General features: G+C 70.7%; 22 protein-coding genes. 10 read left to right on the forward strand and 12 right to left on the reverse strand.

Annotated features, from left to right (window positions below; genetic code table 11):
• Positions 1-13 precede the first annotated feature (13 nt).
• The 3 genes from ACGFNU_RS39415 to ACGFNU_RS39425 are packed head-to-tail and all read right to left on the reverse strand — an operon-like array spanning position 14 to position 1,868.
• Positions 14-487, reverse strand: a complete 474-nt coding sequence (locus ACGFNU_RS39415; protein ID WP_392601709.1) for a hypothetical protein — start codon at positions 485-487, stop codon at positions 14-16.
• The gene (locus tag ACGFNU_RS39420) at positions 484-981 is read right to left on the reverse strand and encodes an RNA polymerase sigma factor (protein WP_392601710.1); all 498 of its coding nucleotides are present in this window, start codon (positions 979-981) and stop codon (positions 484-486) included. The genes ACGFNU_RS39415 and ACGFNU_RS39420 overlap by 4 nt, the downstream gene beginning before the upstream one ends.
• Positions 978-1,868, reverse strand: a complete 891-nt coding sequence (locus ACGFNU_RS39425) for an alpha/beta fold hydrolase (RefSeq protein WP_392601711.1) — start codon at positions 1,866-1,868, stop codon at positions 978-980. The genes ACGFNU_RS39420 and ACGFNU_RS39425 overlap by 4 nt, the downstream gene beginning before the upstream one ends.
• Before the next feature lie 199 nt (positions 1,869-2,067).
• On the opposite strand from ACGFNU_RS39425, the gene ACGFNU_RS39430 reads away from it, so the two are divergent.
• Positions 2,068-2,931, forward strand: a complete 864-nt coding sequence (locus ACGFNU_RS39430) for an epoxide hydrolase family protein (RefSeq protein WP_392601712.1) — start codon at positions 2,068-2,070, stop codon at positions 2,929-2,931.
• A gap of 69 nt (positions 2,932-3,000) precedes the next feature.
• On the opposite strand, the gene ACGFNU_RS39435 is transcribed toward ACGFNU_RS39430, so the two are convergent.
• Complete coding sequence (locus ACGFNU_RS39435) at positions 3,001-3,615, reverse strand: TetR/AcrR family transcriptional regulator (protein ID WP_392601713.1); 615 nt, start codon at positions 3,613-3,615, stop codon at positions 3,001-3,003.
• An 87-nt stretch (positions 3,616-3,702) separates the two neighbouring features.
• Between ACGFNU_RS39435 and ACGFNU_RS39440 the strand changes: the two genes are divergently transcribed.
• The 3 genes from ACGFNU_RS39440 (at position 3,703) to ACGFNU_RS39450 (ending at position 6,702) form a co-directional block, all read left to right on the forward strand.
• On the forward strand, positions 3,703-4,683 hold the full coding sequence (locus ACGFNU_RS39440; RefSeq protein ID WP_392601714.1) for a phosphotriesterase: 981 nt from the start codon (positions 3,703-3,705) through the stop codon (positions 4,681-4,683).
• A 116-nt stretch (positions 4,684-4,799) separates the two neighbouring features.
• Positions 4,800-5,357, forward strand: a complete 558-nt coding sequence (locus ACGFNU_RS39445; RefSeq protein WP_392601715.1) for a DivIVA domain-containing protein — start codon at positions 4,800-4,802, stop codon at positions 5,355-5,357.
• A 214-nt stretch (positions 5,358-5,571) separates the two neighbouring features.
• Positions 5,572-6,702, forward strand: coding sequence for a S1C family serine protease (locus ACGFNU_RS39450; protein ID WP_392601716.1), 1,131 nt, complete (start codon positions 5,572-5,574; stop codon positions 6,700-6,702).
• On the opposite strand, the gene ACGFNU_RS39455 is transcribed toward ACGFNU_RS39450, so the two are convergent.
• From ACGFNU_RS39455 to ACGFNU_RS39470, 4 genes are read right to left on the reverse strand one after another with little or no spacing between them, the layout of a single operon-like run.
• Positions 6,674-7,513 carry an SDR family NAD(P)-dependent oxidoreductase gene (locus ACGFNU_RS39455; RefSeq protein WP_392601717.1) on the reverse strand — a complete coding sequence of 280 codons (840 nt, stop codon included), beginning with the start codon at positions 7,511-7,513 and terminating at the stop codon, positions 6,674-6,676. The genes ACGFNU_RS39450 and ACGFNU_RS39455 overlap by 29 nt on opposite strands.
• Positions 7,510-8,736: a cytochrome P450 gene (locus ACGFNU_RS39460; protein WP_392601718.1), complete on the reverse strand. Its 1,227-nt coding sequence runs from the start codon at positions 8,734-8,736 to the stop codon at positions 7,510-7,512. The genes ACGFNU_RS39455 and ACGFNU_RS39460 overlap by 4 nt, the downstream gene beginning before the upstream one ends.
• On the reverse strand, positions 8,733-9,770 hold the full coding sequence (locus ACGFNU_RS39465; RefSeq protein WP_392601719.1) for a phosphotriesterase: 1,038 nt from the start codon (positions 9,768-9,770) through the stop codon (positions 8,733-8,735). The genes ACGFNU_RS39460 and ACGFNU_RS39465 overlap by 4 nt, the downstream gene beginning before the upstream one ends.
• On the reverse strand, positions 9,767-10,564 hold the full coding sequence (locus ACGFNU_RS39470; RefSeq protein WP_392601720.1) for a phytanoyl-CoA dioxygenase family protein: 798 nt from the start codon (positions 10,562-10,564) through the stop codon (positions 9,767-9,769). Before ACGFNU_RS39470 ends, ACGFNU_RS39465 begins: the two co-directional genes overlap by 4 nt.
• A gap of 109 nt (positions 10,565-10,673) precedes the next feature.
• Between ACGFNU_RS39470 and ACGFNU_RS39475 the strand changes: the two genes are divergently transcribed.
• Positions 10,674-11,594 (forward strand): TIGR03621 family F420-dependent LLM class oxidoreductase, encoded by a 921-nt coding sequence (locus ACGFNU_RS39475; RefSeq protein WP_392601721.1) that lies wholly within the window; start codon positions 10,674-10,676, stop codon positions 11,592-11,594.
• Between the two features lie 24 nt (positions 11,595-11,618).
• On the opposite strand, the gene ACGFNU_RS39480 is transcribed toward ACGFNU_RS39475, so the two are convergent.
• Positions 11,619-12,719, reverse strand: coding sequence for a cytochrome P450 (locus ACGFNU_RS39480; RefSeq protein ID WP_392601722.1), 1,101 nt, complete (start codon positions 12,717-12,719; stop codon positions 11,619-11,621).
• On the reverse strand, positions 12,676-14,118 hold the full coding sequence (locus ACGFNU_RS39485; protein WP_392601723.1) for an ABC1 kinase family protein: 1,443 nt from the start codon (positions 14,116-14,118) through the stop codon (positions 12,676-12,678). Before ACGFNU_RS39485 ends, ACGFNU_RS39480 begins: the two co-directional genes overlap by 44 nt.
• A 53-nt stretch (positions 14,119-14,171) precedes the next feature.
• Between ACGFNU_RS39485 and ACGFNU_RS39490 the strand changes: the two genes are divergently transcribed.
• The 3 genes from ACGFNU_RS39490 to ACGFNU_RS39500 all read left to right on the forward strand — a co-directional run bounded on the left by ACGFNU_RS39490 (position 14,172) and on the right by ACGFNU_RS39500 (position 16,749).
• On the forward strand, positions 14,172-14,762 hold the full coding sequence (locus ACGFNU_RS39490; protein WP_392601724.1) for a TetR/AcrR family transcriptional regulator: 591 nt from the start codon (positions 14,172-14,174) through the stop codon (positions 14,760-14,762).
• A gap of 196 nt (positions 14,763-14,958) precedes the next feature.
• Positions 14,959-15,987 carry a leucyl aminopeptidase gene (locus ACGFNU_RS39495; protein ID WP_392601725.1) on the forward strand — a complete coding sequence of 343 codons (1,029 nt, stop codon included), beginning with the start codon at positions 14,959-14,961 and terminating at the stop codon, positions 15,985-15,987.
• Between the two features lie 9 nt (positions 15,988-15,996).
• Positions 15,997-16,749, forward strand: a complete 753-nt coding sequence (locus ACGFNU_RS39500) for an Asp/Glu racemase (RefSeq protein WP_392601726.1) — start codon at positions 15,997-15,999, stop codon at positions 16,747-16,749.
• Positions 16,750-17,132: 383 nt separating this feature from the next.
• Here ACGFNU_RS39500 and ACGFNU_RS39505 read toward each other — a convergent pair whose 3' ends face one another.
• Positions 17,133-17,840 carry a hypothetical protein gene (locus ACGFNU_RS39505; RefSeq protein WP_392601727.1) on the reverse strand — a complete coding sequence of 236 codons (708 nt, stop codon included), beginning with the start codon at positions 17,838-17,840 and terminating at the stop codon, positions 17,133-17,135.
• 23 nt (positions 17,841-17,863) lie between these two features.
• Positions 17,864-17,974, reverse strand: coding sequence for an SDR family NAD(P)-dependent oxidoreductase (locus tag ACGFNU_RS39510; protein ID WP_392601728.1), 111 nt, complete (start codon positions 17,972-17,974; stop codon positions 17,864-17,866).
• A 72-nt stretch (positions 17,975-18,046) separates the two neighbouring features.
• On the opposite strand from ACGFNU_RS39510, the gene ACGFNU_RS39515 reads away from it, so the two are divergent.
• Entirely contained in the window at positions 18,047-18,652 is a 606-nt protein-coding gene (locus ACGFNU_RS39515) for a TetR/AcrR family transcriptional regulator (RefSeq protein WP_392601729.1), read from the forward strand.
• A gap of 75 nt (positions 18,653-18,727) precedes the next feature.
• Entirely contained in the window at positions 18,728-19,480 is a 753-nt protein-coding gene (locus tag ACGFNU_RS39520; protein WP_392601730.1) for a putative protein N(5)-glutamine methyltransferase, read from the forward strand.
• Positions 19,481-20,226 lie beyond the last annotated feature (746 nt).

The raw sequence follows: 20,226 nt of genomic DNA on the forward strand, positions 1-20,226 counted from the left end.
TGCTGCTTGATTTTCAGGTGGATCTGCGGGATCGCGCGCGGGTCTCCAGGCGGGTGATCACTGCGGTGGCGGGATTGGTGCGGTTGAGGAGGGGGCGGAGGGCTCGGGCGCCGGGGAGGCGGAGGGCGCCCATGAAGGCGACGCGGGTGCTTTCTCCTTCGGCCACGGCGGCGATGCCGCCCACCAGGAAGCGGCTCTGCATCCAGCACCAGCCGGGGCGCATGACGATGCGGAAGCGGGCGCGTTGGCCCAGGCGGCCGCGGGCCTGGGCTTCGAGGCGTTCGCCTTCGGTGTGGATCACATGGAGGGAGCGGACGTCGGGGAGGAGCTTCGGGAACTCGTGTTCGAGGTCCACGGCGACCGTCCAGGCGTCGTGGAAGCTCACATCGATCACCTGCTCGGCGTACATCGCTCCGCGGGTGGCCGCCGCCAGGACGCGGAGACGGCGCACGGCGTCCAGCTCGGCCACCGGCCAGTTGTCGGTCATCGTTCCCACGCCTTCCGGAAGCCCTGCCGCGCCCGGTGCAGGCGCGACTTCACCGTGCCCGTCGAGATCGCCAGGAGCTCGCCGACGGTCTTCTCGTCCAGTCCTTCGACGTCGCGCAGCATCAGCACCGCTCGGTGCTCGGGGGACAGCCGGGCGAGCACGTCGCGGATGTCGGCCGCGAGGTTGGGGTCGCCGCGCTGGGGCACCTCGTGCAGCTCGGCGGAATGCGGGCCCGAGCGGCGCACCACGCGAAGGGACTCGCGGACCGCGATGGCCCGTACCCAGCCGAAGAGCGCCTCGGGGTCCCGCAGCCGCCTGATGCCCTTGAAGACGGCGATCAGCGTCTCCTGGACGGCGTCCGGGCCGTCCTGGAGGGCGATCGGGCCGCAGAGGCGCTCGACGTAGGGGGCCAGCCGGTCGAGGAGCTCGTGCATGGCCATGCCGTCGCCGGCCTGGGCACCTCGGACCAGCGCGGCGATGCGCTCGGCGGTCACCCAACGATCTCCTCTCGGTGTGACTCCATGGTGCCGAACAGCTCCGACACTGTGGCGGCCACCAGGTCAGGGCGTTCCTCCGGCAGGTAGTGGCCGCCCGGCACGACGCGTACGTCCACCCCGTGAGAACCGCCGACATCGAGGGATTGGGCGGCGAACGCGAAGTCGTCCTCGCCGAAGAGGAGGGTGGTCGGCACTTGGAGCCGCTGGTGGCGAAACCTCCGAGTTGCCAGGCGAGGGATGTCGCGCAGCACGTACTGCCAGTGCAGGGCCTGGCCCGCATGCGCGCGGGCTCTTGACCTCACGGACTCGACGAACTCCTCCAAGGCGGGTGTCTGCCACACGCCGGTGACGCCCCGGCGCAGTATGTAGCGCGTGAAGCCCGGCCAATGTCGCAGCACCGCGCCGCCTACCAGCGGATACTCCCACAGCGCCGTGTACCACATGCGCCAGGCGTGCCGGATGGTCGCGCGGTGATCGGGCCATGGATGGACGATGTTGAGCGCCAGATGATGCCGGAACCGGCCGGGCTCGCGCAGGCACGCCATGAAACCAGCCCAGGCCGCCCATTCGTGGGCGACGAGGGTGACCCGGTCGAGGCCGCACGCGTCCATGAGGGCGAGCAGGTCGTCGACCCGCGCGTTCGTGCCGTAGCCCCGGTGGGGCGCGTCCGACCAGCCGAAACCCCGCAGGTCCGGCATGATCAGCCGGTGCTGCGCGGCGAGCAGGGGGACGAGGTGCCGCCAGGCGTACCAATGTTGCGGGAACCCGTGCAGGAGCAGCAGGGGCTCGCCCGCGCCCGCCTCCGCGACGTGGAAACGGATGCCGTTCGCCACGACGTACCGGTGCTCGACCCCTGCCACCTGCGGCATCGGACGTGACTGCATGTGCGGCTCCTTACTCCTGAACGACCTGTCAGAAGTAGGGAGGAGGGCGAGCGGCCAAACGTTCCATGCGAGTTTCGGGACGGGTGTGCAAAGTGCACGGGCGGGATGTGCGGCCGAGCATTCGGGGCCCGTGCGGAACGCGGTCCAACTGATGCTGCAGGCACTACCAGCGCACAGGGCTCATCACGAGGCTTGGAGCGTGTACTGGTGTGAAGAGATCGAACCGTATCTGATCGACGTCCCGCAGGCCGACCTGGACGGGCAGACCGCACTGATCGGACTAGATGGGCTCTCCGGGCCAGGCAGGCGGCACGGACTTACCGGGCAAGGCGGGCTCGCCGGATTGGACGGGCGAGGTGGGCTCGCCGGGCTGGACGGGCTCGCCGGACGGCTGAGGCGAGCGGGGCTTCAGGACGCCGCCCGAGGATTGCCGGCCGGTTATCTGGAGGAGCTCGCCGAGTACTGGGCGTGCGGCTTCGACTGGCGCAAGGCTGAGGCGCGGCTGAACGACTACCCGAACTACCTCACCCGAGTGGACGGGCAGCCCCTTCACTTCGTCCATCTCCGATCCAGTAACCGCAGTGCCCTTCCGCTGCTCCTTGTCCACGACCGCCCCGGCACGTTCGTTCAATACCTGGACGTGCTGCACACGCTGTCGCAGGACTTCGACGTGGTCGTCCCCTCCGTGCCAGGAGCCGGGTTCTCGGCTCCTCTGAGCGGCCCTTGGTGGACCACGGCCAAGGTCGCCAGGACGTTCGACGCGTTGATGTGCCGCTTGGGATACCGCCGCTACCACGTGGAGGGCTCCGGCGCCGGGGCGTGGATCTCCATGGAGCTGAAGCGGCGGGCGGCGGGGCATGTGCTCGGCGCCCACTTCGAGGGGATGGCCCCGGTACTGCCGCCGGGAGACTCACCCGCCGACCTGCTGGCGTGGTTCGCCCTGAGGAGCGCGGAGTGGATCGGCCACCTGCCCTCGGACGAGGACGAACGCGAGCAACTGCTGACCGGCCTCACCCTCCACTCCCTCACGGCCCGCCGCTCGCCCCGCCCCGCGTTCAGCTGACGGCGCCCCGCCAGCCACGATGCCCGCCAGCCACGATGCCCGCCTGCGCCGAGTCTGCCGGAGGGCTGATCAGGCCTTCCCTGGCGGGTCCAGGGCTGCCAGGACGAAGGCCGTCACCTCGTCGGCCAGCTCGGCGGCCGTCTTCGGGCCGTCGGCGCGGAACCAGGAGGGCATCTGGTTGACCATGCCGAGGGCGACGATGGTGACCGTGTCGGCCGAGGCGGCGGTCGAGAAGAGCCCCTCCTTCTGGGCGGCGGCCACGATGCGGCGGAACGTCACGTGGTAGCGGCGGCGGTCGGAGCGCAGGACGTGCATGTAGTCCTCGTCCAGCCGGTGCGACTCGCGGGAGAACACCTTCGCCTCGTCGATGTGCTCGGCGGTGCTCTGGATCAGCTCGCTCAGGATGGCGCGGATCGTCTCGCGCGGCGGACGGCCCGCCGCGACCACCCGGTCGAGGTCGGCCAGCTGGCGGGTGATCAGCGTGTGGTAGATCTCGTAGAGGAGATCGTCCTTGGAGTCGAAGTAGTGGTAGAGCGCGCCCTTGGTGACCGCGGCCGCCGTGACGATCTCCTGGACCGACGTCCCGTCGAAGCCGCGCTCGGCGAACAGCCGCACCGCCGCGTCCAGGATCCGCCGCTCCACGGGGCTCGATCGCGGGGTCGCGGTCCGCGGACGATCCGTCATCGTGCGGCCCCTCCCATTGACGTGTACGCAGGCCCGGTCATAGCTTGCCAGAAACCGACCAGTCGGTATGCAGCCGAGGAGACCCCGATGCCCGCAGTCGAGACCGCCCGTGGCCCCGTCGACGTCACCGCGCTGGGCCGCACGTTCATGCACGAGCACGTGTTCGTCCTGTCGACCGAGCATGTCGAGAACTACGGCACCGCCGCCTGGTGGGACGAGGAGGAGCGGGTCGAGGACGCGGTGACCAAGCTCCGCCAGCTCGTCGACCGCGGGATCACCACGATCGCCGACCCGACCGTGTGGGGACTCGGCCGCTACATCCCGCGGATCAAGCGCATCGCCGAGCGCGTCCCCGAGCTCAACATCATCGTCGCCACCGGCATCTACTCCTACAACGACGTGCCGTTCCAGTTCCACTACCGCGGTCCCGGGACGCTGCTGGGCGGGCCGGACCCGATGATCGCCGACTTCACCCGCGACCTCACCGAGGGCATCGCCGGCACCGGGGTCAAGGCAGCGTTCCTCAAGTGCGCGATCGACACGCCGGGCCTCACGCCGGGCGTCGAGCGCATCCTGCGCGCCGTCGCCGCGACCCATCGCGAGACGGGCGCGCCGCTCACCGTGCACACCCACAGCGACACCCACGCCGGGCGCGTCGTGGTCGAGCTGCTCGGCAAGGAGGGCGTCGACCTGACCAAGGTCGTCATCGGGCACGCCGGCGACAGCAACGACCTCGGCTACCTGATGGAGCTCGCCGACACGGGCGCGATCCTCGGCATGGACCGCTTCGGGCTGGACCTCCTCAACCCGACCGCCAGCCGCGTCAGCACGATCGCCGCGCTCTGCGAACGCGGCTACGCCGACCGCATGGTGCTCAGCCACGACGCCAGCTGCTACATGGACTGGTTCGGGCCCGACCCCGAGATGCTGCGCGGCATGGCGCCCAACTGGAACTACCGGCACATCAGCGACGACGTCCTGCCGGCCCTGCGCGCCCTGAACGTCACCGACGCCCAGATCGACCAGATGCTCGTCGACAATCCCCGGCGGTACTTCAACCCGCGCTGACCCGGCGACCCCATGGCCGCTGTATAAAAGGTCGACTCACTTCCGAGCCGGCCGTTACCGGACGAGGCCGTCAGGTGGGTGGAAAAAGTAGATTCGCCTGCCAGGAGGTGTCCTTGATGCCGGAGTTCTCTGTGGTCATGCGCGGCTACGACCGGCGGCAGGTGGACGAGCTCACCGCCCGGGTCGAGGGCACGCTGGGCCGGGCGCCGCTCGCCGGCACGCCGATCACGCTGAAGGAGTTCGGCTGGATCGAGTTCGACGTCGCGGTCCGCGGCTACGACCGCTTCGAGGTCGACGGCGTCATGCGCACCTACCGCCGCGAGCTGGCGGCCGCCGAGGGCGTCGAGCTGCCCGCCGACCTGGACGAGCCCGACGCCGGTCTCGGGCTCATCCTCGGCTCCGCGGACGAGGCCGCCCCCGACACCCCGCTGTTCAGCGAGATCCGCGGCGAGCACTCCTTCCCCGTCCGGTTCCGCGGCTACGACCGCGCCCAGGTCGACGAGCTGATCGCCCGCGTCTGGGGCACGCTCGGCCGCACCCCGCTGAACGGCCCCCCGGTCACCCGCGAGGAGCTCAACAACCCGCGGCTGGACGTCGTCCTGCGCGGCTACGACCGCCCCACCGTCGAAGAGACCCTGGGCCGCTACCTCCGCGAACTCCTCGAACGCCGGTAACTCCCCCGCCGCTGACTCCCAGCCTCTGGAGCCTCACGACCTTCTCGAACGCAGGCGGCTCCCCGGCCCGAGATCCTCGCGGAGCTCCTCCCGACCGGCAGTGGCCTCCCACCCCGATATCTCGCGCGCTTCTCGAACGCTGGTGACTCCCCGTGCGTACATGGGTGTAGAAGCGCCCCTTTTCGGGCACCGCACGCCTGAGGAGGCACACGTCGTGCACGAAGCTCCGAACGGCCGCGGCGCCGGCACCACTGCCGGTTGCGCGGTCGTCGCGGTCCTGGTCGTCGCGGCCGCGGCGGCCCTGGTCTCGGTCCTGCTCGGCCGCCCTCTCCCCGGGGGCGCCGACCAGCAGGGCGGCACGGTGGCCGCGTCCGAGACCCCGCTGGCCAAGCCCCGGTCGAAGAAGCCCAGCGGAAAGCGTCCCGGCGTCGTCAACATCTTCACCGAGCAGGGATTGCGCGGCGTGGGATCCGCCGGCACCGGCATCATCATCGACCCCTCGGGCCTGGTGCTCACCAACAACCACGTCATCCAGGGCGCGACCACGATCAGGGGCACCAACACCGACACCCGCCGCACCTACCGGGCGAAGGTCCTCGGCTACCAGAAGTCCGGCGACATCGCCCTGATCCAGCTCGTCGGGGCCGCCGACCTCATCCCCGCCGTGCTGGACGACTCCGGTGACACCCGCAAGGGCGACGTCGTCACCGCGGTCGGCAACGCGGGCGGCAAGGGCGGCGACCCCGAGGTCGTGACCGGCACGATCACCGCGCTCGACCGCGACATCACCGCGACCGACCAGTCCGACGGCAGCTCCGAGAAGCTGAGCGGCCTCATCGAGACCAACGCGCCGATCAAGCCCGGCGACTCCGGTGGCCCGCTGCTCAACACCAAGGGCCAGGTGATCGGCATGAACACGGCCGCGTCCGCCAACTACAGCATGAAGCAGGAGGGCGGCCCCAGCCCCCGCGGCTACTCCATCCCCTCCCGCCAGGCGCTCACCATCGTCCGGCAGATCCAGCGCGGCGACTCGTCCAACGGCGTGCACATCGGCCGGACCGCACTGCTCGGCGTGCAGGTCCGCACCCCCACCACGCAGTCCGGCGGCGAGGGCAACGGCGCGTTCATCACCGGCCTCCTGCGCGGCACGCCCGCCGAGCAGGCGGGCCTGCGGCGGCGGACGACCATCGTCGCCCTGGACGACCAGCAGGTCGACTCCCCCGGCACGCTCACCGATCTGCTGCTCCAGCACCAGCCGGGCGACACCGTCCAGGTGATCTGGACCGACGCGGCGGGCAACCGGTTCAGAACGGCGGTCACCCTCGGCGACGGCCCCCCGCAGTAGTGGTCCCGTTCCCCTGGGCCTTCCAGTTGCGCAGGGCGTGCTCGGGCCGGTGGGCGGTCGTGCCGGAGTCGATCACGATGGTCTGGCCGGTGATGCAGCGCGCTTCGGACGAGGCGAGGAACGCGACGAGGGCGGCGACGTCCTCGGGCTCGGCGGCGTCCGGCAGGATGCGTTCCGCGGCCTTCTCGGCGAGGCGTTCGGGGGCCATCGCCATCACCCGGCGCGCGGCCTCGGTGAGCACGAGCCCGGGCGCGACGGCGTTGCAGCGGATCCCGCGGTCGCCGTACATCGTGGCCACATACCGGGTGAACGAGACGAGCGCGGCCTTCGCGGACCCGTACGCGGCGTGGTCGGTGTCGCCGACCAGCGCCGACACCGACGACGTGTTGACGATCGCCGCGCCGGGCCCGAGGTGCGGCACGGCGTGCTTGACGCACAACATCGGCCCGCGCAGGTTGACCGCCAGCGTCCGGTCCCAGACGTCGACGTCCATCTCGGTGAGCCCGAGGTCGCGGCCGTAGACGTCGCGCGACAGCACGGCGGCGTTGTTGTGGAGCACGTCGAGCCGGCCGTACGCGTCGAGGACGGCGGCGATCATGGCCCGGACGTCCCGTTCGCTGCTCACGTCGGCGGTGAACGCGTGCGCCGTGCCGCCGTCCTTGGTGATCAGGCGGGCGGTGTCCTCGGCCGTGCCGGTGTTGACGTCGGCGACCGCCACGCTCGCGCCCTCCGCGGCCAGGCGGGCGGCGCAGGCGCGGCCGATGCCCGACCCCGCCCCGGTCACGAGGGCGACCTTGCCGGCGAACCTCACCGTTCGTCCCACTCGACGGGAAGGGCCGCCAGCCCGCGGCCGACCAGGCTCCTGCGGTACGCGGGCCGCGCCCCCGGAGCGAGCCGGAGCGACGGCATCCGGGTGATCAGCTGCTGGAAGGCGATCTCCATCTTGAGCCGGCTCAGCGCCGCCCCGACGCAATGGTGGACGCCGTAGCCGAAGACCAGGTGGTCGCGGGCGTTGGGCCGCCGGATGTCGAAGCGTTCGGGATCGGGGAAGACCGTCTCGTCGTGGGCGGCCGAGTCGGCGTGCAGAAGCACCTGAACGCCCTCGGGGATCGTCTCCCCGTGCAGCCCCACCGGGGTCGTCGTGGTGCGGAAGCTGCCGAGGCTGGCGCCGTCGATGCGGAAGCTCTCCTCGATCATTCCGGGGACGAGTCCGGGGTCGGCGACGATCTCCTCCCAGGCGCCGCGCTCGCGCATCAGCCGGTAGACGGCGTTGGACACGCCGTTCGGCACGGTGTCGTTGCCGCCGAGGAGCAGCGCGCTGATCGTCTCGACGACCTCGCGGTGCGAGAGCCCCTCCGGGCCGGTGTCGATGAGCTCGGCCATGAGCGACACGAAGTCGGCGCGCGGCTCGGCGCGGCGCTCGGTGACCAGGCGGTCGACGTAGTCGAGGTACTTGAGGAAGTCCTGGGCGAGCTCCCGCTGCCGCTCCTCGGGCTGGGGCGACAGGAAGAGCTGGAACCAGGAGTAGACCCAGTGCTTGACCTGCTCCTCGTCCTCCGGCGGCACCCCGATGAAGACCGCCGCCAGCCGCGCGGACGGCAGGTGCGCGATCTCGGCCACGAAGTCGGCCTGGCCTCGCGGGATCACCTGATCGAGGACGGCGTCCACCTTCGTGCGGAAGTCGTCGCCGAGGCGGGCGACCGCGCGCGGCGTGAACGCCCGGGAGATCGCGCGGCGCATGCGGGTGTGCTTGGGCGGATCGACGTTGGCCGCGAAGTCGTCGAGGAACGAGCGGTGCTCGCCCAGCGTCTCCTTCACGTCCTCGGTGAGCGTCCGCGAGATCGTCAGCGAGCCGACGCTGGAGAACGTCTCGTGGTCGCGATAGGCGCCCCGGACGTCGTCGTAGCGGGTGAGGACCCACATCTGGAGGTGGTCGCTCCAGAAGACGGGCTTGTCGTGCCGCAGATGGCGCAGGAACGGATAGGGATCGGCGACATGCCAGTCGGCGCTGACGTCGAAGTCCGCGGGGATCATGGGCGGCGGCCTCCGGTGGGGTTCTGCTGACCGGTGCCGTCCGGCGCTCCGGTGAGGATCGTGCGGGGATTGTCGACGAGCATCTGGGTGATCTGCTCCTCGGTGACGCCTGCGGCGCGCAGCGCGGGCAGCACGTCGCGCGATATGTGCAGCAGGTGGTAGTTGGGATGGCGTTCCTTGACCACCGCGGGCTCGAAGCGGTCGTTGAAGCAGTACGAGTCGTGCGACAGGACCATCCGGCCCGCGTGGCCGCGCTCGCACATCGCGACGACGGTGGCGACGCGGTCATCGAACGAGGTGAACTCGATCCCGAACCGGTCCATCCCGAGGTACGACCCGTTCGCGACGAGCTCCTCCAGGTAGCCGAGGTCGGTGGAGTCGCCGGCGTGCCCGATGACGACGCGGGACAGGTCCACGCCCTCCTCGGCGAGAAGTTTCTGCTGGTCGAGACCGTTGCGCGTGGCCGACTCGCTGTGCGTGGTGATCGGCACGCCGGTCTCGCGGTGGGCCTGGGCGACCGCGCGGATGACCCGTTCGACCCCGGGTGTGATCCCCTGGCGGCCGGTGGCGCACTTGAGCATGCCCGCCTTGACGCCCGTCCGGCCGATGCCCTCGGTGATGTCGCGCACGAAGAACTCGGCCAGCCGGTCCGGCCCGCCGAACAGGCTGCCCGGCCCGCGGTTGCCGAAGTAGGGCGGCAGCGCGTCGTAGGTGTAGAGGCCGGTCGCCGCGACGATGTTGACGTCGGTGAGCTCGGCGACGCGCTGGACGGCGGGGACGTAGCGGCCGAGGCCGATCACCGTCAGGTCCACGACGGTGTCGACCCCGGCGGCCTTGAGGTCGTTCAGCTTGCCCGCCGCCTCCTGGGCGCGCTCCTCCAGGTCCCAGCCCTCGGGGATGTCGGGCCAGTTCCAGAGGATCTCCGGGCTCAGCCCGAAGATGTGCTCGTGCATGAGCGTCGCGCCCGGCTCCGCGACCGTCCCCCGGAAGGTCTCGACGCCAGCCTTCCCAGCATCCCTGTCCTCGGTGCTCATGGGGCCGGCACCACCGGGAACATCGGGTGGTCGAAGGGCTTGTTGACCTCCAGGCCGAGGCCGTCGGTCTGCCCGTACGCGGCGCCGGTGTAGAGGGTGGTCGCGTCGAAGTAGGTCGCGGTGAACGACAGCCGCGGGCTGTCGCGCCGGTTGGCCGGTGCCCCGTGGATGACCAGCGAGCTGTGCACGGTCGCGTCGCCCGCGGACAGGTCGATCGGGTCGGACAGCTCCAGCTTCTCCAGCCACGGATGCTGGCTGAGCGCGTCGTCGTCCTCGCGGACGAAGCTGCGCCCGAGCGACCCGTACAGGTGCGAGCCGTTGTAGAAGCGCAGCGCGCCCATGTCGGCGGGGATGTCGGCCAACGCCAGCCAGACGGTGAGCATCGCCGACCGGTCCATCGGCATCCACGGGAAGTCCTGGTGGAACACCGTCGCGCCGTGGCCGTCGCCGTTGGCGGGCTCCTTGATCAGGAGGTTGGTCACCTGGAGCCGGACCGCGTCCACGCCGACCAGCAGCCGGGTGACGTTGTGGGCCAGTTGCGGTGAGAGCGCGAGCGCGGCGTACGCCTCGTCGTGCCGGGCGATGTCGCGGTCCTGCCCGAACGCCTGGTCGACGAAGCTGTTGCGGAACCGCTCACGCTGCTCGGCGAGCCGTTCCAGGGCGCGTTCGCGCAGGTTGGCGATGAACTCGGGCGCCACCAGCCCGGGCAGCCGCGCCCAGCCGTTCGCGCGGAAGTCGGTGATCTCCTGCTCCGTCACCTCGCGTACCGGAGCCCGCAGTACGGAAAGACCCATCGGCGCCGCCCTTCGCTACCGGCCGAGACTGTCCCTTCCCCCGCGACGGTAGCGCCGCATATCTTGGCGAGCAAGCGCTTGGTATACGTGCTTGTCATACGGAGGTCGGATGTTCCGCTTCGCCGCAGTGATCCGGATGGCCGAGTCGGGCAAGGCGTGGGCGGAGAAGGCCCGCCGTCTGGAGGACGCCGGATTCGACGCCCTCCTCGTCCCCGACCACCTCGTCGGCCCGCGCTTCGCGCCCGTCGCCGCCATGACGGCGGCGGCCTGCGCGACGTCCCGGCTCAAGGTCGGCACGCTCGTCTTCGCGAACGACTTCCGCCATCCCGCCGTGCTCGCCAAGGAGGCCGCGACGATCGACGTGCTCTCGGACGGACGGCTGGAGCTGGGCATCGGCACCGGCTGGATGGCCCACGACTACCACCGCGCCGGGCTGACCCTGGACCCGCCGGGCGTCCGCGTCGACCGGCTCACCGAGGCGATCGACGTCCTCAAGGGCCTGTGGCGCGGCGGGCCGTTCTCGTACGAGGGCAGCCACTACAGCCTGGACGGCCTGGAGCAGGAGCCGGTGCCGATCCAGCGGCCGGGACCACGGCTCATGCTGGGCGGCGGCGGGCCGCGCATGTTGCGGCTGGCGGCCCGCGAGGCCGACGTCGTCAACCTGACCATGCGCGTACGGGCGGACGGCGCCGGCCCGGACACCACCGACGGCGGCCCCGGCGCGTTCCGCCACAAGATCGACATCATCCGCGCCGAGGCGGGCGGCCGCGACATCGAACTGGGCACGTCGATCCTGAGCATCGGCAGCGACCAGGGCGGCAAGGCGGGCGGAGGCGGCGGGGCCGCCTGGAGCGCCGCCGCCCCCGAGGCGCAGATCGACACGCCGCAGGTGCTGACCGGCGACACCGCCAAAATCTGCGACGACCTGCGCCGCTGGCGCGAAGACCTCGGCCTGACGCACTTCGTCCTGCACCACGAAACCGACCTGGCGGCGTTCACCCCAGTGGTCTCAACCCTCGCCGGCACGTGACCACAGGGCCAGAGCACGCGGGGGTTAGCACGGGGTGACTTGGAGGGATTGGAGGCTGTGGAAGGCGGTCGAGTCGCGCCAGTGGGGCTCGGCGGCCAGGCGTAGATCGGGGTGGCGGGTGAAGAGGCGGGGCAGGGCCTCCGCGGCTTCCATGCGGGCTAGCCCTGCGCCTAGGCAGAAGTGGTGGCCGGCGCCGAAGGCCAGGTGGGGCAGCGGGTCGCGGGTGACGTCGAGCCGGTGCGGATCCGCGTAGCGGCGCGGGTCGCGGTGGATCTCCTCGATGGGGAGGACGACCCGGTCGCCGGCCTTGATGTGGTGGCCGCCGAGCCGGTGGTCCGTCACCGCGAGCCGTCCGACCAGCTTGACCGGGCCTTCGAGGCGCAGCAGCTCCTCGACGGCGCGGACGGGGTCGGCGTGCAGGTGCGGGATCTGGCCGGGATGCCGGAGCAGTGCCAGGGTTCCGTTGCCGATGAGGTTGGCGGTGGTCTCGTGTCCGGCGGCGAGCAGCAGGACGCAGATCCCGACCATCTCCTCGGCGGTCAGCCCCGCGGCGGCGAGCCCGCTGACGAAGTCACCGCCGGGACGCCGCCGCCGTTCGGTCACCAGCGGCAACAGGAACATCGCGAGCTCCTGCGACGCGGCCACGCTCAGCTCCAGCTCGTCCGGGCGCGCGTCGAACTCCAGCATGCGGACCATCGCCGGTGTCTCCGCGCGGAACACCTCGGCGCCCTCCACGCCCACGTCCAGCAGCTCCGCGATCACCGCGAGCGGGATCAGGTAGGCGGCCTCCTCCATCAGGTCGATCTCGCTGCTCTCGGCGAAGAGCCCCGCCAGGACCGCCTCGACGACGGCGACGACGCGGGGCCGCAGCCGTTCCACCGCGCGAGGGGTGAACGCGGGCGCGACCAGGCGCCGCAGCCGCGTGTGGTCCGGCGGGTCCATGAAGAGCAGGACGCCGGGCGGCAGCGCCTTCAGCACCTCCGGGGCGTTCGGATCGCGCCCCGGGTCGCTGCTCCAGCCCGGCCCGCGCAGCACCTCCGACGCCTCCTCGAACCCGGTGACGACGAAGGCCTCCCGGTCGTCAGCCCACCGAACCGGCCCGGTCAAGGCGCTCGTGGTCGCCATGTTCCCTCCAGAAGGCTTGGTCGAGTTCTCCGTACGGCGTGACGGGCGGGTCGCCGCGGTCCCATTCACGGCAGACGGACCTCCACCGGCCGGTGGCGCGCAGCTCTCCCAGCACGGCGGTCATGCCGAGGTCGATCCGGGTCAGCAGCAGGTAGTCGGGACGCATGGACAGCCGCCGCACCACCGAACTCTGCGGGCCGAACGGGGAGAACATGGCCTGCACGACCTCGGCCGTCTGCTCGGGGGTGTAGGTGTACGGCTGCGGGGCGATGATCGGACGCAGCGACGAGCCGAACCAGGCCAGCAGCTCGTCCGGTTCGGGCAGATCGGGATTGGCGGCGTCGACGAACCCGGCCTCGGTCATCGCCATGAACACCCGGTCCGCGTCACCGTCCGCCGTGGCCTGGACGAGGTCGACGATTCCCGTGACCTGGCGGCGGCTGAAGCGCTTGACGCAGCCGAAGTCGAGGAAGGTGACGGTCCCGTCGGAGTTGAAGAGGTAGTTGCCCGGATGCGGATCGGCGTTGAAGAGCCCCAGCCGGCGCAGGCTGCCGAGCGTGAACCGGTAGATCGCCTCGCCCCAGCGGTCCTTCAGCTCCTGCGGGGCCTCCAGCGCCCGCGACCATCGCACGCCGTCGGCCAGGTCCATGGTGAACACCTTGCCCGTGGAGCACTCGGGCACGACCTCGGGGATCCGGATGAACGGATGACCCCGGTAGGCGTCGGCGAACTCGGCCTGGCTGGCCGCCTCGGCCCGGTAGTCCAGCTCCTCGGAGATGCGTTCGGTGGCCTCGCGGGCGAGCATGCGCACGTTCATCCGGGTCATGTCGCCGGTCAGCGGGCGCGCCATCTGGAAGAACGTGGCCAGCAGCTCGGTGTTGCCCAGATCGGCCCTGATCGCCTCCGCGACGCCCGGATACTGGATCTTCACCGCGACCCGGCGGCCGTCGTGCAGGCGCGCCGCGTGCACCTGCCCGATCGACGCCGCCGCCAGCGGCTCCGGATCGAACTCGGCGAACACCTCGCCGGGCGGCGCGCCCAGCTCGGCGATCACCACCCCGCGCGCCACCTCGGGCGGCATGGGCGGCGCGCCGTCCTGGAGCCGGGCCAGCGCGGCCCGGTAGACGCCCTGGTAGTCGCCGCCGACCGCCGGCGCGAACGTCACGAACGAGAGCAGCTGGCCCGCCTTCATCAGCACGCCCTTGGACCGGCCCAGGCTCTGGACGTAGCGCTCGGCCGCACGCGCGTGCACGTCGGCCGTGGTGTCGTTGCCGGTCGCTCTCTTGCGCAGGGACGCCACCACCGCCTCGCCTGCCGTCCGGCTCGCCGCGCCCAGCAGAGGCGCCGCGCGGACGACCCGTCCCCTGCGAATGGCCTGTGGTCGCTCGTTCTCAGCCATAAGCGAGTCCCCGTAAGTAGACACTGCTTCTGCCTCAGTGTTTACTTAGGAGCGTGACGACGTCAACCCCGACCCGAGAGCGGATCATCGACTCGGCGATGTGGCTGTTCGGTGAGAACGGCTACCGCGGCACGAGCGTGGCCCAGATCGAGAAGGCCGCCGGGCTCACCCCCGGCGCCGGCGGCCTCTACCACCACTTCCGCACCAAGGAGGCCGTCCTCTCGGCCGGGATCGAGCGGCACCTCGCCCGGCTCGACGCGCTGCGCGACATCCGCCGCGTCCTCACCGGCCTGGGCGACCTGCGCGCCGAGCTCACCCTCACCGCCCGCTACGTCCTGGCCGAACTGGACGGCGAGGAGGAACTGTTGCGGATCATGGCGTCCGAGGCGCGCAACCTGCCCGGGATCGTCGAGGTGGCGATCGAGCAGCTGGTGAGCGCCACCTACACCGAGTTCGAGGCCTGGCTGCGCGAACGGGCCGGCCTGCCCGCGGACCGCGCGACCGCCGTGGCGGCCGTGGGGCTCGGCTCGCTGCTGTCGTCCCGGATGCTGCGCAGCGTGCTGCGGGTCACCGCGGTAGGGGTCGACGACGACACCTTCGTGGCGACCTGGGTAGAGATGATGCAGGCCCTCCTGACCGAGTGAGCCGCCCTCGGATCAGCGGGCAAGCCGTCCTCGGATCAGCGAATGAGCCGCCGGAACGACAGGTGAGCCGCCGAGATCACATGGGACAACTCCGCCCCGCCCCTTGCGCCGGGCAACTCGTCCGTGTTCGGATTAGTTTGGCCAGATCGTCCGTGTCCGGACTAACTGGCTGCGACCGACCGAGCGTGGAGGCGCCATGGACCAGAATCTGCTCAACGAGATCTGCGTACGGCAGCTCACCCTGAGCGGAGTGCACGAGGGCGAGACCGTCGCCGTGCTCTCCCAAGGCGACGAGCGGCTCGACTACGCCGACGCGTTCCTGTACGCGGCGAGCCGCCTGGGCGCGAGCTCGTACCACATGCGGCTGCCCAACTCCCTCGATCTGTCCGGGGCCTGGGCCGTCGGCGACTCCGGCCTGGGCGGCAACCCCGAGGCCGTCGAGGCGCTCAAGCGGGCCGACATGCTGGTCGACCTGAAGTTCCTGCTGTTCTCCAAGGAGCAGTTCTCCATTCAGGACGCGGGCACCCGCATCCTGACCTGCGTCGAACCCGCTCCCCTGCTCGCCCGGCTGATGCCCACGCCCGAGCTGCGCGAACGCGTGGAGGCCGGCGCCGAGCTCCTGGCCAAGGCGAGCACCATGCGCATCACGAGCCCTGGCGGGACGGACGTCACGTACCGCCTGGGCGTCTACCCGACCCTCAGCGAGTACGGCTACACCGACACCCCGGGCCGCTGGGACCACTGGCCCGCCGCGTTCGTCTTCACCGGCGGCGCCGACGACGGCGTGGACGGCACCATCGTGCTCTCCCCCGGCGACGTCCTGCTCCCGTTCAACACCTACGTCCAGGCACCCGTCACGCTCACGATCGAGCAGGGCTTCATCACCGACATCCGCGGCGGACTCGACGCCGACCTGCTCTCCTCGTACATCACGTCCTTCGACGACCCGCGCGGCTACGGCATGTCGCACGTCGGCTGGGGCCTCGACGAGCGCGCGCAGTGGCACGGCCTGACCCAGTTCCCCGGCGGCATGGGCATGGAGCTGAGGTCGTTCTACGGGAACGTCATGTTCTCTATCGGGCCCAACAACGAGCTTGGCGGACCCAACGACACCCCTTGCCACTTCGACATCCCGATGCGCGGCTGCAGCCTCTTCCTGGACGACGAGCCGATCGTCCGCGACGGCGACGTCGTCGTCCCCGAGATGCGTCCCGCCGGCCGCTAGGAGGACTCCATGACCGACCATCACATCGGCCTCATCGTGCCGAGCTCGAACCTGACCATGGAGACCGAGCTGCCCCGCATGCTGCGCGCCCGAGAGGAGGCCGACCCCGCCGACCGCTTCGTCTTCCACAGCGCCCGCGCCCGCATGCGGCACGTGACGCCCGAGCAGCTCCGCGCCATGAACGCCCAGGCCGAACGCGCCGCGGCCGAACTCGCCGACGCCCGCCCCGACATCGTCACCACCGCCTGCCTCGTGGCGATCATGGCGCAGGGCCCGCGCTACCACTGCACGGCCGAGGACTCCATCCGCGAGGTCCTCCGCGCCGAAGGCTCGCAGGCCCCCGTCGTGTCCAGCGCCGGAGCGCTCCTCACGGGCCTCGCCGCCCTCAACGCGAAACGCATCGCGATCATCGCCCCGTACATGAAGCCGCTCACCCAGAAGGTCGTGGACTACATCGAGGACGCGGGCGTCGAGGTGGTCGACGCCTTGAGCCTGGAAGTCCCCGACAACCTGGCCGTAGGCCGCCTGGACCCCGCCGACCTGCGCGACCATTGGCGCGAACTCTCCCTGACCAACGCCGACGCCCTGGTCCTCTCGGCCTGCGTCCAGATGCCGTCCCTCGCCGCGATCCAGGCCGTCCAGGACGAAGCGGACCTCCCCGTCCTCTCCGCCGCGACCGCCACCACATACAGCGTCCTGTCGAAGCTAGGCCTAGAGACCACCGTCCCGAACGCAGGAAGCCTCCTCTCAGGCGCCCACTAGCCAGACCCCACCAGCCCAGAAACCCGACAAGCCAGCACCAGCCGGACCGACGTCCACCAAGCCAGCATCCGCCAAGCCAGCGGCCGCAAGGCCAGCGGCCGTCAGCGCAGGCGCCAGGGCAACGTCCGCCAGGCCCGGACACCTGCCAAGCCAGGCTCACCAGCACCGCGCCCGCAAGGCGGACGCCCGTCAGCGCAGCGTCAGCCGGAGCGACCGGCACCAGCTAGGTCAGTGCTCGGCAGCGCAGGCGCCGGGCCAGCGCCAGCCAGGGCAGTCAGCCAGTCAGCACCGCCTTCGCCAGGGCAGCGCCGGGCGGGCCGGCTGGCACCTGCCAGGGCAGTGCTCGCGAGAAGGCGTCCGCCAGGAGGTCTCGACACGCCCGCCTAAGGATCGAGCCCGACGAGCCGCGCGCTCTCGTCCCACAGGCGGTCGCACCGTTCGGCGTCGGTGGTGTGCGGTGCGGTATCGACCTGTTCGCGGTCGACGAAGAACCGTCCCGTCACACCATCGACGTTGTTCGACGTGGCCAGCCAGGCGGGTGTGTCGGCGCCCGCGTCGGGTCCCTTCAGCAGCGGATTGGCCTGCATCGCCGCGCCGAAGGCCTTCAAGGCGCCTCGCGCGTCCCGCCCGAGGCCGGTGCCCTTGATGATGCCCGGATGTGCGCCGTTCACCGTGACCGTCGTACCGTCAAGCCGTCTGGCCAGCGCGTAGACGAACATCGCGTTCATGTTCTTGGTTCGTCCATACAGCGCGAATGGCCGCATGCCCGGCACCTTGCCGAGGCCCCGGACCGACCTCAGGTCATCGACATCGACCGGCACCCGGGCCAGGGCCCCGGGGTCGGCGCCCACGACCACGAAGCGCGCCGCCCGCTCTCCCGCGAGGAGCCGCATCAGCAGATGGGGCGCGAGATGGTTGGTCGCCAGCGTCCGCTGGACGCCCTCCTCCGTGATGTCGTCGAGCTCTGCGATCACGGCCGCGTTGGAGATCACGACGTCCACCGCCGGTAGCCGCTCCGCGAGTTCTCGCACGTCCCTCATCAACGCCAGATCGGCCCGTTCAAGCTGCAGCTCAGCATCCGGCACGGCCACTCGCACACGCTCCGCCGCCGCCTTCAATCTCGCGTCTCACGTCCGACCATCACCACCACCGAGTCCGCGGCGAGCCGCCGCGCGATCGCCTCGCCGATCCCGGACGTCGCCCCGGTCACCACCACACGCCTCATCGCGCCTCCCAGGTTGACGTTGTCAACCTGGGACATGGGGTTGACAACGTCAACCGCCGCTAGGCTGCCTGGATGGGCACCCGGGAGGCGCTGGTCGACGCGGCCACCGGCCTTCTGGACGAGGGCGGCGCCGACGCCGTGACGCTGCGCGAGGTCGGCGCCCGCGTCGGCGTCTCGCACAACGCGCCCTACAAGCACTTCGCGGGCAAAGAGGCACTCCTCGCGGCCGTCGCGGCCCGGGAACTCGCCCGGCGCAGCGCCTCCCTGTCGGCCCTCCGCGACCGTCCACCCGGCGAGGCGCTCCGCGCCGCGATGCACGACTACGTCGCCTGGGCACAACTCCACCCCAACCGGTTCAAGCTCGTCTTCGGCACCTGGACGGCCGACGCCGAGGGCTTGGGCGAGGCCGCGCACAACGCCCAGACAGCCCTGGTCGACCTGGTCACCGCCGCCCAGCAGGCCGGCGCCCTCCCACCGGGAGACCCCGTCCGCCTGGCATCCCTGATCCGTTCCCTCGCCCACGGCGCCGCCGACCTAGCCGCGGCCGGCCACCTGGCCGCCGGAGGCAAAGGTCACGCCGACCCCGAAGACCTGATCGACGACCTGTTCGGCTACCTCCGGCAGGCATCCGATACCGTTACAGACCCAGGCACGGCCAAAGGAGGTGAGACCCGTTAACGCCAGTTCATGGTCGGGTGCTCTCACCTCTCGCCGCCTCGGCTGAGAGAGCACCCCTCGTCCCGAGAGGCTCTCGTGTCCGACATCATCACCCGGCTCCGCGCCGCAGGCTGCGTCTTCGCCGAAGACGAAGCCGCCCTCCTGACCTCCACCGCCCGCAGCGCCACCGAGCTGGACGCCATGGTGGAACGCCGCGTCGCCGGCCTCCCCCTAGAACACGTCCTGGGCTGGGCAGAGTTCTACGGCCTGCGCATCCACGTCTCCCCCGGCGTCTTCGTCCCCCGCCGCCGCACCGAGTTCCTCATCGACCAGGCAGTAGCCCTGACCACTCCCCCAGCCACCGTGGTCGACCTCTGCTGCGGCTCCGGCGCCCTAGGCGCCGCCCTGGCCTCTGTGCTCGACGACATCGACCTGCACGCGGCCGACATCGAACCAGCCGCCGTACGCTGCGCCCGCCGCAACATCACCAACGGGCAAGTGTACGAAGGTGACCTCTTCGAGCCCCTCCCCGCGCGCCTCCGCGGCCGCATCGACACGCTCCTCGCCAACACGCCCTACGTCCCCACGGACGAAGTCCCCCTGCTCCCCTCCGAGGCCCGCGACCACGAACCCCAGGTAGCGCTAGACGGCGGCGCGGACGGCCTGGACATCCTCCGCCGCGTCACCGCCGCCGCGCCGGACTGGCTGTCCCCCGGCGGTCACCTCCTGATCGAGACCAGCAAGCGGCAAGCCGAAACCGCCCGCGAAGCCTTCACCCAAGCAGGCCTCGAGACCCGGATAGCCCACTCCGACGACCTGAACGCCACCGTCATCATCGGCAGACGCTGACGCCAGAGACCCCAGAGGCGGCGCCGTTCCGACAAGAGCGGCGCCGCCGTCACAACCACTCAGGCCACCACTTCAGCCGCCTCCAAACGACCGCCCGACCCGATGCTTCTCGTCCACGCGATTGGAATCTCAATGTGTCGGCAACAGAACCCGACAAGGCGCCTTGGCCTCTCTTTCTCTAGACGTCCACCTGAAGAATCGCGGGCGCCGTCGCGGGCGTTTCCTTGATCTAGACAAGAAAAGTTCTGCTCGTAAATGGGCCTGCCTTCGAGGGGAGGCGAGGCGAACAATGATCCCTCGCTATTTCGCGGACAGAATGCGCTTGCGACCATCAGACACACAAGTTTCGGACGTGGACACCTTGTGAAGCGCGTAACTTCGCCACGGACACGCGAGCGACAGTAACAGGGCTTGGTTCTGGAGCGTTCTACCGCCTGATCACCTATTTGAGTCATTGCCGCTTCGCGGCTGGCGGCATCGGTCACCCCTCTGAAGAACCATTCTGCCCGGCTGGCAGGTGGGGTGGGGCTGGAGATCTAAAAGCGGCATCGACAAGAAAGGAGGCGGCGGCCCGGGGTTTGTTCGGGCGCGCGGGGCTCCCCTGGTGGCTGAGGTTCGTGCCTTGGCTGCGCGGAGCGCGGATTCCCGGCGCAACCCCAGGCCACAGCCCACCCCCACCCTTCGCACATGACTGGACTCCCGCAACCGCAACCAACGTGACCACAACCCCCAAAAAGCCGGACAGG

Origin of the sequence: Spirillospora sp. NPDC048911 (genome assembly GCF_043198015.1) — a bacterium.
Taxonomy (GTDB): domain Bacteria; phylum Actinomycetota; class Actinomycetes; order Streptosporangiales; family Streptosporangiaceae; genus Spirillospora.